Annotated in this window: 11 protein-coding genes; all 11 read right to left on the bottom strand. The window is 36.7% G+C overall.

From position 1 onward, the window contains the following. Window positions 1-14: 14 nt before the first annotated feature. Window positions 15-1880, bottom strand: a complete 1866-nt coding sequence (locus BJL90_RS08125) for a sigma-54-dependent Fis family transcriptional regulator (protein WP_070966363.1) — start codon at window positions 1878-1880, stop codon at window positions 15-17. A gap of 343 nt (window positions 1881-2223) precedes the next feature. Then, the gene (locus tag BJL90_RS08120; protein ID WP_070966360.1) at window positions 2224-3267 is read right to left on the bottom strand and encodes a PocR ligand-binding domain-containing protein; all 1044 of its coding nucleotides are present in this window, start codon (window positions 3265-3267) and stop codon (window positions 2224-2226) included. Window positions 3268-3510: 243 nt separating this feature from the next. Then, window positions 3511-4899: a dihydrolipoyl dehydrogenase gene (gene lpdA, locus BJL90_RS08115; protein ID WP_070966358.1), complete on the bottom strand. Its 1389-nt coding sequence runs from the start codon at window positions 4897-4899 to the stop codon at window positions 3511-3513. A gap of 23 nt (window positions 4900-4922) precedes the next feature. After that, a complete protein-coding gene (locus BJL90_RS08110; RefSeq protein ID WP_070966355.1) occupies window positions 4923-6230 on the bottom strand; it encodes a dihydrolipoamide acetyltransferase family protein in 1308 nt (435 codons plus the stop codon). Between the two features lie 54 nt (window positions 6231-6284). Beyond that, window positions 6285-7280: an ATP-NAD kinase family protein gene (locus BJL90_RS08105; protein ID WP_070966352.1), complete on the bottom strand. Its 996-nt coding sequence runs from the start codon at window positions 7278-7280 to the stop codon at window positions 6285-6287. A gap of 51 nt (window positions 7281-7331) precedes the next feature. Next, the gene (locus BJL90_RS08100) at window positions 7332-8315 is read right to left on the bottom strand and encodes an alpha-ketoacid dehydrogenase subunit beta (protein ID WP_070966350.1); all 984 of its coding nucleotides are present in this window, start codon (window positions 8313-8315) and stop codon (window positions 7332-7334) included. Further along, complete coding sequence (pdhA, locus tag BJL90_RS08095) at window positions 8312-9298, bottom strand: pyruvate dehydrogenase (acetyl-transferring) E1 component subunit alpha (protein WP_081561899.1); 987 nt, start codon at window positions 9296-9298, stop codon at window positions 8312-8314. Before pdhA ends, BJL90_RS08100 begins: the two co-directional genes overlap by 4 nt. 12 nt (window positions 9299-9310) lie before the next feature. Next, window positions 9311-9694: a Lin0512 family protein gene (locus tag BJL90_RS08090; protein ID WP_236905047.1), complete on the bottom strand. Its 384-nt coding sequence runs from the start codon at window positions 9692-9694 to the stop codon at window positions 9311-9313. 462 nt (window positions 9695-10156) lie between these two features. Next, a complete protein-coding gene (locus BJL90_RS08085; protein WP_070966343.1) occupies window positions 10157-12127 on the bottom strand; it encodes a sigma-54-dependent Fis family transcriptional regulator in 1971 nt (656 codons plus the stop codon). Between the two features lie 206 nt (window positions 12128-12333). Beyond that, on the bottom strand, window positions 12334-13191 hold the full coding sequence (gene lipA / locus BJL90_RS08080; protein ID WP_335617830.1) for a lipoyl synthase: 858 nt from the start codon (window positions 13189-13191) through the stop codon (window positions 12334-12336). Then, a complete protein-coding gene (gene lipB, locus BJL90_RS08075) occupies window positions 13160-13864 on the bottom strand; it encodes a lipoyl(octanoyl) transferase LipB (protein ID WP_070966340.1) in 705 nt (234 codons plus the stop codon). The genes lipA and lipB overlap by 32 nt, the downstream gene beginning before the upstream one ends. Between the last annotated feature and the right edge of the window lie 68 nt (window positions 13865-13932).

The raw sequence follows: 13932 nt of genomic DNA, 5'->3' as shown, positions 1-13932 counted from the left end.
TCGAAACAATCATTTCATTTTGAAATATTTTTTAATTTTCTCCATATGGTCGTTGTGCTAATTCCTAATTTTTCAGCAGCTTCTTCTTTATTTTTGCAAATCTTCAACACTTCTAAAATAACTTGTTTTTCTATTTCACACAAAGGCTGCTCAATGTTTAATGTTATTTTATTAGCAGGGTTTTCCTGCAAATTATAGTCAGTAAGAGACACTACATCATGTAAATCTACAGTACTTCCATTTCTTAAAACCACCAGTCTTTCCACCATATTTTGTAACTCTCTTACATTTCCAGGCCATGCGTATTTCTGTAAATAATCAATAGCTTCTTTTGTAAATACGGGTCTTTTGTAATGAAACTTTTCCGTGAACAAATCTGTAAACCAGTTAATCAGTAGAAGTATATCCTCCTTCCGTTCCCTTAAGGGAGGAAGATTTACTTTCAAGACATTCAGCCTGTGATATAAATCTTGTCTAAACTTCCCCTCTTTTACCAATTCACTTATCTCCTTATTTGTGGCAGTGATTACCCTTACATCTACGTTGATAATTTTATCTCCCCCTACCCTCATAATTTCTTTTTCCTGCAAGACCCTTAGCAATCTCGATTGTATATTCATAGATATATCGCCGATCTCATCTAAAAAAAGCGTTCCCTCATTAGCCAACTCAAATAGTCCAGTCCTTCCACCTTTTTTAGCTCCAGTGAATGCCCCATCTTCATAACCAAACAGTTCACTCTCCAATAATGTCTCTGTCAATGCCGCACAGTTGATACTTACAAAGGCAGCCTCTCTTCTGCTGCTGAAATTATGCAAACTCTGGGCAAAAAGTTCTTTGCCAGTTCCTGTTTCACCTATAATCAATATATTCGAATCCACCGTCGCAAATTTTTTGCACTTTTCAATGGTTTTATTTAAAACATCACTTTTCGTAATAATATTTGAAAATGTACAGTTGGCTACAAAACCATTATTGTTTCTCTTAACAGAAACTTTGTTTGTGTCAAGATGATTTTGTTTCCGTAATGTACAGACAGCTCCCACAACATTTTTTTCAATATTGATGGGCATAACATTGAAAATAATCCTATTCTCCTTTATCTGGTATATTTCATTTACACTTTTTTGTTTATACTTCAGTGCCTCATTAAAATTAATAAAAGGCATTACCTCTGAATAATGCTTGTCCATCACTGCGTTATCTAATTTCAGTACTTCCTGAGCTTTTTTATTAATAAAATTGATATAACCCCTTTGATCAACTGCAACGACTCCCTCATAAGTATGTTCTAAAACAGCTTTAATTTTTTCATAACTTGCCCATTCTTTTTTCTTTAAAGAAGCTATTTCATAGGCTTGTTTTATGGCTTGTCTAATGGATTCTGTACTTGAATTAATAATCATTGACTTTAAGCCATATTTTTTTGCAACTTCACTGACACTATATTGTCCAAGCAAAACATCAACGCCCTCAAGCTCAGTTGTAATTAAACTTCTATCTAAAGGCAATTGAATTTGACTTATGCGAACATCCAGCAATCCTTCTAACTTTTTAGCCTGATAGGAGATATGTTCCAGATCAACAATGCCAATATTTTTACTATATTTCTTAGCTTCATTTAGAGCCGTAATTATATCCCAGCTTGAAATAGGAATCTCTACAACAGGTATATTCATAGCGGATTTTATGGCGGTTAAAGTAGCATCTCTGCTGACAATAATGTCAATACCATTTTTATTTAGTTGTTTAGCTAGTCCTACTATTTCTAAAGAATTACCTATCGAAACATGTATATCATCATTCCACTCCTTACAAACCTCCATAGCATTGTTGGCTAATTCTTTAAAAGGCGCTATGATCGCTATTTTACTTTTCATTCTATCCTACTCACCCTTCCTTTTATCATGATTTTGCTTTTAGGGTATAAGACCCCACCTCTAAGCGTTAGCGTAGGTGGGATTCTCAATCAAGCAGAGTAGACTCTCCACCGGATTCCCCGATGTTCAGCTTTAGCTGGACGAGTTCACTTTATTTCACTTTGTAATATTCAGTTTATTATTTATTGTCTAAATAATAAAGACTTATTTTAAAATTATTTTAGTTTTGAAATTTTAATATGCTTTCAAAATGAAAGCCCCATGTAGTATACGCTATAGTACTACATGGGACTTCCTCTTTGACAAAACTCTCCTTATGATCATATCAACTTAAAACAAAATCTTATTTAGTTATCTTCTGAGTTTTTTGAAAACGCGTTGTAACATCTGTAAGGGTGCCCACCATTCTTGTAGGTTTATTTTCTTGATCTCTTTCCATAACCCGTCCCTTTGAGATAATCCATTTATAATTTCCTTCTTTATCTTTTATACGATACTCACTGTGATAAAACAGGATATCCCCATCTAAATATTTTCTCATTTCTCTCAGGACATCTTTACGATCCTCTGGATGAATTCTACTTATATATTCTTTGGTATCCCCAATAAACTCATTTGCTTCAAATCCAAGTAGACTTTTATATGCTTTGGAAAAGTAAACTTCACTATGATTTATATTCCAATCCCAAACAATCAAACCAGTTCCTTCAATGGCATATTTCCAACGCTTTTCACTTTCTCTTGCTAAATTTTCCTTTTCCTGTAATTTATCATATTGATCCCTTAGCTCTTCTAAGGCAGCTATTAATATTTTTTGAGAAGTCTCTAAGTCTGCATTTGCCGCCTGGATTTCTGCTTGTGATTCCAGAAACTTTAGTTCTTTCATCCCCATTTCCCCTAGTATTTCTGCAAAACCACAAAGGTAACCCATAATATGTTTCAGTCTTTCTTCCTCAACGATTGGAATTTTTAGCAAGGCCCTTACATATTCAGATTCATCAAATCCAAGTTCTCTAGCTTGTTTGATGAAAAAGTCCAGGTCAGGCTTATCTAATAGCAGTTGACCAGTGAATACGTTTGCAATATGTTTCCCCTGAACAATGACAGGAGCTACCGCATCAATTAGACCATTTTGGCATTGATAAATTTTATAATTTTTATTATCAGCTAATATTTTACTAATATAGGTGTCACTCTCAATACACCTATCTCTTGCCTTCGAATGGGTCCGATGGAACTTTGTGCAGATCTCATTCCAGCCTGAAGCGGTTAAAATATTTCCTTCTAGATCAAGGATCCCTGTAAGAATCCCCGTCGCTTTGTAAAAAAGATTTGTCAGTTCCTGGATTTTAGAAATATCAACAAAATTAGCAAACTTATACACCATGCCGAAACCTCCCTAAAATAATTGTTTTTTTATAATAATAACGCAGATCAATACATCTTTCATACTTAGCTATTCTGCTTCGACTTGCCCGTCTTCTTTTTTATTTTGTAATCATTAGCGTTAACTTAAGCCATAATTTTGTAATTATTCTCCATTTGTAGTGAATATCCTGCTTATCACTTTACTTAAAATAATTTAAGCCCATAGTATAGTACTATGGGCTGTATAGGTTTTAATACAGTTTTACTTAGGTAAATGAATGGCCATATTATGAACAGCGTGAACTGCTTCATGAAGGGATTCTCCTACTGTAGGATGCGCATGTATTGTTGTTGCTATCTCTTCAATAGTGGCTTCTAGTCTTAGCGCAAGTGCTCCTTCTACAATCAATTCTGTTGCCCTCGGCCCTGCCATATGAAGCCCTAAAATCTCTTCTGTTTTTGCATCTACTACATATTTTACCACCCCTTTAGCTTCTCCCATGATGAGGGATTTTCCATTGGCGTATAATGGAAATTTTCCCGTTTTGGTTTCATACCCCTTCTCTTTCGCCTGCTTTTCTGTCATACCTACTGCTGCTAATTCTGGTTTGGTATATACTGCATAGGGAATTGTTTTAAAATCAATTTTTGAAGCTTTCCCCATGATCCCTTCGACCGCGACAATTCCTTCTGCTGAAGCCACGTGTGCCAACATGATTTCTCCTCTGCAATCCCCAATTGCATAGATATTACTAATATTTGTTTGAAATTTTTTATTTGTGATGATTTTATCTTTATTTAGTTTAATACCAATTTTCTCCAACCCCATATTTTCAGTTACTGGCTTTCTTCCTATAGCTAACAGGACTTTTTCTACTTCAAATGATTTGCTTCCTTCTTTAGATACTGCCTTCACCCTTAAACCTGTTTTAGTTTTTTCAATCCCTTCTACTTTTGTATCTGTACAGATATCCACTCCAGCTTTTTTCAATGCTTCCACAAGATAATCAGTGACCTCCTGATCCATTGTAGCTACAATATTTGGAAGGGCTTCAACGATTGTCACCTTTGTTCCCATACTGCTATAAACACTGGCAAATTCGCTCCCTATAACACCGCCGCCTATCACTAGCATACTCTTAGGGATCTCTTCTAAAGAAAGGGCTTCATCACTTGTAATCACCCCTTCTAAGTCAACTCCCGGTATTGGAAGGATAAAGGGCTTTGAACCTGTAGCAATAATCGCATAATCAAAATCTACTGTTGCTTTCTTTCCTTCCTCCTGTTGAACCTCCAGCTGATTGGCGTTTAAAAAAGATGCTTTACCCATTATCACCTTAACTTTATTGGATTTTAAAAGCATATTCACCCCACCAATTAATTGACCCACTACTACCTTTTTTCTCTGCTGAAGTTTTTTCCAATCAATATCAAGCTTTTCAATTTTTATCCCTAATTTCTTCGATTCTTTTGCTAAAGTAGTATATAATTCAGCAGTATGAAGCAGAACCTTCGTAGGGATACAACCAACATTTAAGCAGGTTCCTCCAATGTATTTTTTTTCTACAAGTGTAACTTCTGCCCCTAGCTGCGCTGCCCTGATGGCTGCTACATATCCTCCAGGGCCTCCTCCAATGACAACAACTTTCATTTTTTTACCCCCTATAAAATTTTCTATAGTAATAGCATCTCTGGTTTTTCGATATATTCCTTTACCCTTGATAAAAATTGTGCAGCTACCGCTCCATCTACTACTCTATGGTCTGCCGTAAGACTTAAGTTCATCAATGGTTTAATCACAATCTCCCCATTGACTACAACAGATGTGTCAGTGATGGTATTGACCCCTAAAATAGCCACCTCCGGCTGATTGATAATTGGCGAAAAGGACTCTATACCATACATGCCAAGGTTGGTAATCGTAAAAGTTCCTTCTGTCAAATCCTCCTGGCTCAATTCATTATTTCTTGCTTTTTCCGCCAATTCTTTTACTTCACTTGAAATCTGTTTTAAACCTTTTGTATTGGCATATTTAACGACTGGTACAACAAGACCGCCTTCTAAAGCAACTGCGACACCAATATTGGCATAATTGCGTGTAACAATCTCATCATTTTCAATTCTGCTGTTTAAGTATGGAAATTCCAATAGGGTTGTTGCAATAATTTTAACCAATAGGTCTGTAAAAGTAACCTTACAGGTACTTTTTAACCAATTTCTAATTTCTTTCAGTCTGGTAACATCTACTTTTATGTCAAAGGTTACAGCTGGCGATACCCTCCAACTATCGAACATTCTGCTGGCAATGATCTTTCTCATCTGACTCATTGGAATTCTTGTTTCTATTAGGTTTGTCTGACCTTGTACATCTTTATCCTTTAGATAATTGTACACATCTTCCTTCATGATTCTGGAATCCTTCTTAATTTCACATAAATCTACATCAAGAGCAGCTGCGGTTTTTTCAGCCATTGGAGAGGCCTTCACTTTTTTTGCTGCACTGTTTATATAGTTTTCAACGTCTTCTAATGTGATTCTACCATTAGGACCCGTTCCGGTTACAAGCTCAAGATCAATATTGTTCTCTTCGGCTAATTTTTTTGCTACTGGGGAAGCTTTTATTCGTCTTCCCTCCTTTGGTTTATCTACTGATGCCTTTTCAGTATTTTCATCACTGGTTTCTATGTCAATTGCTTCATCACCTGTACTTCCTGACGCTGCGATTAAAGAAGATATATCTTCATCCGCAGCAGCAATGATAGCCACTGGCTTTAAGCATTCTACAACATCCTCCTCCTTCACCAGTAGTTTTCTTACAATTCCACTTTCTGTTGCTTCTACTTCATTAGTAAGCTTATCGGTGGTAACGTCAAAAAATACTTCTCCTGCTTGAATTTCTTCTCCCTCTGCTTTATACCATTTTGTCAATTTACCTTCTGTCATTGTCAGTCCTAACTTTGGCATTGTTACTACTTTCGCCATGTTCCATCCTCCTCTATACTGTAGTCCTCTATTTACAGAATTTCATTTCTATTCTCATCTAAGAAAAAAACCATCTTTCTGCGCATCTTCTAATGCCTTTTTTATATTTACACGAAGAGGTCCATTCCTCGTTATTTTAAAGGTTATCTTTTCATTTTCTCTAAAGGGAATCTCCCTTTCGCCATCAACCGCAATCATACCATTGCACTTTGTTTCATAAACGTAGGCTTTATTGAGTTTTAAAATTTTCGGTTCACCCATGCGGACTTTTTTTACTAGCCCTGCCGCCATCGGTGCAAGAATGCTATATCTACCTTCTGTTAAATTAACAGAAGCACCAAAATCATCTTCATCTCTTATGATTTTTTTACATCCCACAATGGAGGAAAAGCCTATAGACGCAGGATGTGCTTTCGATACAATTATTTCTATCATATCCTCCATATCCCAAATTGCTTTAGATCCAACAAATAAATTTTTTGATAGTACTGCATCCACCAATGCAATATCTATTAATTCTTGGTTTTTATAAATTTCAATTTTTTTATCTCTTTTACATATGCTATCCTTAGCATATTTTCCAGAAGCAACTACTGCTGCAGCCATTCCAGCTACAGTGCCCTCCACCATTTCAGGGTAAACATTATTGGTGCCTGTCGATATACTGATCAGTGGCGTATTTTTTATCGCCTTGGCTGCTGCTCTATTGGTGCCATCCCCACCTAGTACAATCATGCAGCCTATCTTCATATCTTCCATCATCTTTGCGGCGCATGTAGTATCTGTTGGATTAGCATTGAGTTTCATACATAAAACTTCTACGCTACTGGTCAACTCTCTTGAATAGGATAAGTTGTCTATTGCCTTATAACCTATATTAAAGGAATCCGGCATAATATAAATGTTCTTTACACCGCATTGCTGCGCCCCCAGTAGAATTCGCTCAACAATATTTACTTTTTCATGGTTATCAACAACGGTTGCGTGGGAAACAAGTCTTCTTATATCTTTACCTGATACAGGATTGGCAATAATCCCTATGCTTGACATACCTTACCACCCTTTTAAAGGGGGGGTAACATAAGTTACCCCCCTATTGATTTAGACAGCACTATGTACAGTACTTTTTACTGCGCTTATGATATCCACAGAATTGGGAAGTACATAATTTTCAAGACAAGCTGTAAATGGTATAGGGGTATCTAATGCACCGACCCTTACAATAGGCGCATCTAAATGATCAAAGGCTTTTTCAGCAATAAGCGCTGCAATTTCCCCGCCATAGCCACCTCTTTTGTTTTCTTCCGTAGCAACGACTACTCTATTTGTCTTTTCAACAGATTTTAATATTGTTTCTTGATCTAATGGATATAATGTTCTTGGATCGATTACTTCAACTTCGATTCCTTCTTTGGCAAGCTCTTCTGCTGCCTTTAACGCCTCATGGAGCATCTTTCCATAGGCAATTATTGTGACATCTTCACCTTCTCTTTTTATATCAGCAACCCCAAAAGGAATCGGTGCTACATTATCCTCTACATTACCCTTCATAGCATACATTGCCTTATGCTCTATATACATCACTGGGTTATCGTCTTCAATAGCAGTTAACATCAATCCTAATGCATCCTGTGGGGTAGATGGATATACTACCTTCAATCCAGGCACATGGGTCAACCACGCTTCAAGGGATTGTGAATGTTGGGCTGCTGCTTGAACACCACCACCAGCAGGCAGCCTAACAACCATAGGTACAGTAATCTTTCCACCAAACATATATCTCATTTTTGCTGCTTGATTTACGATCTGATCCATGCCCACCGTTAAAAAGTCAATAAACATTAATTCGGCTATAGGTCTAAGTCCAGTTGCTGCAGCACCAACGGCTCCACCAATAATAACACCTTCCGATATCGGCGTATCTTTCACTCTTTTTTCTCCAAATTCTTCAAAAAGTCCAGCCGTTACACCAAAGCATCCTCCAAAGGCACCAACGTCTTCCCCCATAATAAATACCTTTGGATCTTCTTTCATTTTTATCCTCATTCCTTCTCTTATTGCTTCACCATAGGTCATATTTCTCATCTAACTCGAACCTCCTCTACGATATCTGTATAAATATCTTCAACTGCTGATTCTAGTGCAGGATATGGACTGTTGCCTGCAAATTCTACAGCCTCTGCTATCTGCTGATCCACATTCTTTTGCAATACCTCTAACTTCTCAGGCGTAATTACTTTGTTGGCCAACATATGTTTTTCTAATCTCTCCAAGGGGTCCTTTTGCAACCATTCTGCTAATTCTTCTGAAGACCGATAGGAAGTAGGATCTCCTTCAAAATGGCCTCTATATCTATAGGTTTTACATTCTACTAAGGTAGGTCCCTGGCCTTTTCTAGCCCTTTTGATGGCTTCATTTGCTGCTTCATAAACAGCAAATACATCGTTACCATCAACAGTTACCCCAGGCATGTTATAGGCAACTGCTCTATCGGATACATCTTGTATCGCTTGATGCCTGGACTGACTCATGGAAATACCATATAAATTATTTTCACAAACAAAAACCACAGGAAGTTTCCATATGCTTGCAAGATTTAATGCTTCGTGAAAGGTACTCTGATTAGTGGAAGCATCTCCAAAGAAACAAACACAAACCTGATCTGTTCCGTTATATTGCGCCGTAATCCCTGCTCCTACAGCGAGATTGTGTCCAGCACCTACAATACCGTTGGCACCTAAAATCCCCTTCGTAGCATCTGCTATATGCATGGACCCGCCTTTTCCTTTGCAATATCCTGTTGCTTTTCCATAAAGCTCTGCCATCATTTCTTTTAAATCTCCACCTTTAGCAAGAATATGTCCATGACCTCTATGGGTACTTGTAATATAATCAGCCTCCGTTAGATTTGCACAAACACCTGTGGCAACAGCTTCCTCTCCAATATATAGATGAACAAATCCAGGAATTTCACCTTCCGCAAAAAGCTTCATAGCCTTTTCTTCAAACTTTCTTATTTTCAACATTTGGTTATAGACTTCAATAACCTTATCGTTAGATAAATTCACATTATTCCCTCCTCATTTTTTAGCTGATATAAAGTTTTCACAAGACACCTTTACTTCTACGCATGCGTTCGCAATCACTATACTATCTTTTAAATCTCCAAATTCCTCCACACAAAGTCCTGGTACTTCCATCCCCCCCTTCACGATTTCTATTGATTTCTTACCTATAGGTAGAACCTTCATCACTTTTTCCGCCTCTACCTTTTCTGGATAAGGTGCAGCAATCGTGACGTGTACACCTACTTCGTTAAGATCTTCGACCTCGAGTATTTCCTTCAAACCACAAAGACAGCTTTTAGAGATTGCATCCTTTACAGCTCTTTCAGCTGCTTTCGTTACATCCTGTCCATGTAGATCTGCTCCCCACCCTAACTCAACGATATATCTCTTCCACATCATGCCACCCCCTTCGCTATTCTCTTGACCTTCCCTTATTAAATAAAGCAATAAGTATGCCAGTACCTAAAATATCATTAAAATTTTTTATTAGAAACTACGTTTGCAGTCTTTGGCTATATTTTTTAGCCAAGGCAAAATCCCAGACCCTAGCTATAAAAATTCAAGTGTAGTGACATACCTATGAAACGTTTTTAAAAAATATTTTTTTTAATAATTCTTAATAAGAAATACCTTTATAAATGTAGTCGTTATCATTAAAACGAAAGTATCTGTTAGCTTTTCTAACACTTTTCATTGCACTTTCTGGTAGAAGTCATTGCGTTTCTTTGTTTTTCAGCATCTATTGTTAGAATATCTAACACCCATCAATTTCAGGACACTAAAAACCCCCCCACTGGTTTTCAAAAACTGCTGGGAGTTTTGCTTTCTTAAACTAAAAAAATAAAGCATAGCTATGCTTTATTTTTTTATCTTATATTTTTTCATTTTTTCGTAAAGGGTATTTCTAGCGATTCCCAGCGATTGAGCTACCTGAGTGATATTACCATCAAATTTTTTCAGAGCTTTTTTGATTGCGTTACACTCTAGTTCTGCAAGCGTAAAAAGCTCATCTTCCTTCTCTATTTTTATCTCTGCCTTGTTAAGATAATGAGGTAAACATTCTTTTGTCATGCTATTACCTTCTACCATATTGATAGCATATTCCAATACATTTTCTAATTCTCTAACATTCCCAGGCCAATGGTAATTATTTAAAATGTCCATCACCTGAGGATGAACCTCCGGAATCTCCTTCCCTAGCTTAAGTGCCATCTTTTGAAGAAAATATTCAACAAATAATTCAATATCTCCATACCTTTCTTTTAAAGGAGGAATATTGATAGTAACAACATTTAAGCGGTAAAACAAGTCTTTACGAAAAATGCCTTTTTCTATTTCTAGACTTAAATTTTTATTTGTAGCAGCAATTACACGAACATCGATGGGGATTGGCTTATCGCCCCCTACCCTCACTACGTTTTTTTCTTGCAAAACTCTTAGTAAATTCACCTGCATATCGATAGGCATATCCCCTATTTCATCTAACAGTAACGTACCTCCATCGGCTAATTCGAATTTCCCAGGTCTGCCTCCCCGTTTAGCCCCGGTAAAGGCTCCATCACAATAACCAAAAAGTTCACTTTGAATCAATTCCCTGGGCATAGCAGCACAGTTCACAGCGATAAAAGGTGCATCTCTGCGTTCACTGGAATTATGAATGGTCTGTGCAAAAACCTCTTTACCGGTACCACTTTCTCCCAATAATAAGACAGTAGATGGACTTTTAGCCGCTACCTTCGCTTTTCTAATGGTCTCTTGAATTTTATCGCTCTTTCCAACAATATCTCTAAAACGAAATCTTGCCTGGGTAGCCGCCATCTTATTTACAATTTGATGGACCTGTTTAATCTCTCGAAAAGTTATCACTGCCCCCACAACCTGCATAGATTTATCTCTTATAGGGCTGGCTTTTAATGTGCAATGAATCTGGCGATTGAATATATCTATTGTGACTTCTTCTTCTAAACAACTTTCTCCTGTTTCTAATACCCTTTTGATATGATAACAATCCCCTATGATGCTGCTGACCTGTTTTCCAATCATATGGCTGGAAAGCATACCTATGATTTTAGACAGGGCTGGATTCACATGGGTTATCATAAAATCCTTGTCAATGGACATGATGCCTTCTGAAATTGTGTTCAAAACAGTGGTTAAATGTTTATGTGCAGCAAATAATTGTCCTTGTGTCTCTTCCTTATGCAATTGATTTTCTATGGCTCTTACCGCAGCAACAACCATACCCAAATCCTTAGAATGTTCACGTCCTACTAAACAAGACATATCTAAGCAGCCAATAATATTTCCGAAGGAATCATGTATGGGAGCAGCAGAGCAAGCCCAAATGTGGTGTTTACTGCAATAATGTTCTGCCCCCGAAACCCGTATAGGGCTATCGCTCACCAGTGCAGTTCCTATAGCATTTGTACCAACACACTCTTCCAACCAGTTTCCACCAGGTAGGAAATTGATGGTTTTTGTCATTGCTAGAATATCTGGGTCTCCCATAGATTCAAGTATAAGACCTTTTTCATTGGCCAATACAACAACAAAGCTAGAACCCTCCACACACTTGAATAAAGTTCTCATAATAGGCCTTGCAATCTCTATAAGCTGTTTTTTTTCTTCAATGTATTGTTGGATTTTTTCCTTGGGTAGTAAGTCTTGACAATAGCCGTCTCGGTGGTTTACTTCTGCATTATAGCAGCGAAGCCACGAATCAGCTATAACATCACGTACATAAACTCCTTCTATTTTTCCTGACAAGACGAATCTATTCCATGCCTGTTTTATACTTAGCTTACCAGAACTACTTGCCCTATCTAACATGCCCTTCTCCTTTCCCCTTAACAGATAACGGAAATTTCACATTTCTAACAAGCCTTCTATTCTTCATAAAAAGTATTAGAAAAAGTCAGATTTATTCCTTTAAATATATTCCTTATTATAGCATAACATAAAATTTTTTAATTATGATGACTATTTTTTAGAATTGTTTAAATATTTTTTTAATAATTAAACATTCGTAAAAAACCTTAAATGATCTTCTCAATCACATTTACAGCTTGGTAAGAACTTCTTACAAAGGGTCCACTCTCAACAAACTTAAACCCTTTTTTAAAAGCTATTTCCTTATAATCATTGAACTTTTCAGGAGAAATATATTCTTTTACTTCTACATGCTCCTCTGTTGGCCTTAAATACTGCCCAAGCGTCAAAACATCGCAACCTATGTTCCTTAGATCATCCATCACTTCTACTACCTCCTCTCCTCTTTCCCCTAAGCCCAGCATCATTCCAGTTTTTGTAATGATTTTTTTATTGCTTTCTTTTACTTGTTTTAAGAGATTTAATGATCGGGTATAGCTTGCCCCTGATCTTATCTCACTGTATAGTACGGGTACGGTTTCCAAATTATGGTTAATGATCTCAGGTTCAGCATTTATTATTTTTTGTATAGATTTTTTGTTTCCTTTAAAGTCCGGTATCAGTACCTCAATGGTAACATTTTTATTATGTTTCCTGATTTCATTTATGGTATCTACAAAATGCTGCGCACCCCCATCCTGCAAATCATCCCGTGTTACGGAAGTAATCACCACATGTCTTAAATTCAGTTTATTTACTGCTATAGCAACACTGGCTGCTTCCTCTGTTTTTATAGCTTCTGGTATCCCTTTAGAGACTGCACAGAACCCACAATTTCTTGTACATATTTTTCCTAAAATCATAAATGTAGCAGTTTTTTTCTGAAAACATTCTCCAATATTAGGGCAGTCCGCCTCTCCACAAACCGTATTTAATGCTAATTCCTTTAACAATTTTTCCATTTTTAAAAAACTTTTTTGATCTGCTGCTTTTTTAGTCAACCATGATGGTCTTGTCTTCATCATTTTTATATGTTACCTCCTTTATTTTATCCCTCACTAAGTTACAATGAAACATCTCTTCAAAGCTGCTTTTTAGCGCCTCTATCACCGTCTCCTTTTTTATATCCTTGTTGATAGATGTTATAGAAGTTACGCCAAATTCTGTGATACCACAGGGATGAATCAGCTTGAAATAATCTAAATCTGTATTATAATTCAAAGCAAACCCGTGCATGGTAATCCAATTTTTTACACGTATTCCTACTGCACATAGCTTATTATCCATGATCCATACACCTCTGTGTTTTTTCTTTCTTCCTCCAACGATATCGATTTTTTTTAAGGTTTTTATAATCATTTCCTCTATGGTGTCCACATACCATCGGAGGTCTTTGTTAAACTTTGCTAAGTCTAAGATGGGATAACCTACTATTTGCCCTGGGCCATGATAGGTGATATTTCCTCCTCTATTGGTTTCATAAATATCAATTCCTTTTGCTTTCATTACCTCCTGTGTATAAAGCAGGTTCTCAAAACCCCCTTCTCTCCCAATCGTAAATACAGGTTCATGTTCAAGGATTATAAAAAAACCTGCTGCCTCTTCATGATCTTTGGTATATTCAAACAACTCTTTTTGGATATTTAACGCCTTCTCATATTTCATTTTTTCTAAATTCATAAAAGATACTTTTTCCATTATAGCCTCCTGATTTGTTCTATTTTTCTTAATGTAAAAGGAACAACAAAGAACTACTAAAATCATAG

The organism is Clostridium formicaceticum, assembly GCF_001854185.1.
In the GTDB taxonomy this organism is placed as follows: domain Bacteria; phylum Bacillota; class Clostridia; order Peptostreptococcales; family Natronincolaceae; genus Andreesenella; species Andreesenella formicacetica.
The sequence above is the reverse complement of the archived record's forward strand: the minus strand, read 5'-3'. Positions and strand labels throughout refer to the sequence as shown.

Coding starts and splice junctions, on each gene's coding strand:
- BJL90_RS08125 (WP_070966363.1), bottom strand. CDS start 1,880: ATGAAAAGTAAAATAGCGATCATAGCGCCTTTTAAAGAATTAGCCAAC.
- BJL90_RS08120 (WP_070966360.1), bottom strand. CDS start 3,267: ATGGTGTATAAGTTTGCTAATTTTGTTGATATTTCTAAAATCCAGGAA.
- lpdA (WP_070966358.1), bottom strand. CDS start 4,899: ATGAAAGTTGTTGTCATTGGAGGAGGCCCTGGAGGATATGTAGCAGCC.
- BJL90_RS08110 (WP_070966355.1), bottom strand. CDS start 6,230: ATGGCGAAAGTAGTAACAATGCCAAAGTTAGGACTGACAATGACAGAA.
- BJL90_RS08105 (WP_070966352.1), bottom strand. CDS start 7,280: ATGTCAAGCATAGGGATTATTGCCAATCCTGTATCAGGTAAAGATATA.
- BJL90_RS08100 (WP_070966350.1), bottom strand. CDS start 8,315: ATGAGAAATATGACCTATGGTGAAGCAATAAGAGAAGGAATGAGGATA.
- BJL90_RS08090 (WP_236905047.1), bottom strand. CDS start 9,694: ATGTGGAAGAGATATATCGTTGAGTTAGGGTGGGGAGCAGATCTACAT.
- BJL90_RS08085 (WP_070966343.1), bottom strand. CDS start 12,127: ATGTTAGATAGGGCAAGTAGTTCTGGTAAGCTAAGTATAAAACAGGCA.
- lipA (WP_335617830.1), bottom strand. CDS start 13,191: ATGATGAAGACAAGACCATCATGGTTGACTAAAAAAGCAGCAGATCAA.
- lipB (WP_070966340.1), bottom strand. CDS start 13,864: ATGGAAAAAGTATCTTTTATGAATTTAGAAAAAATGAAATATGAGAAG.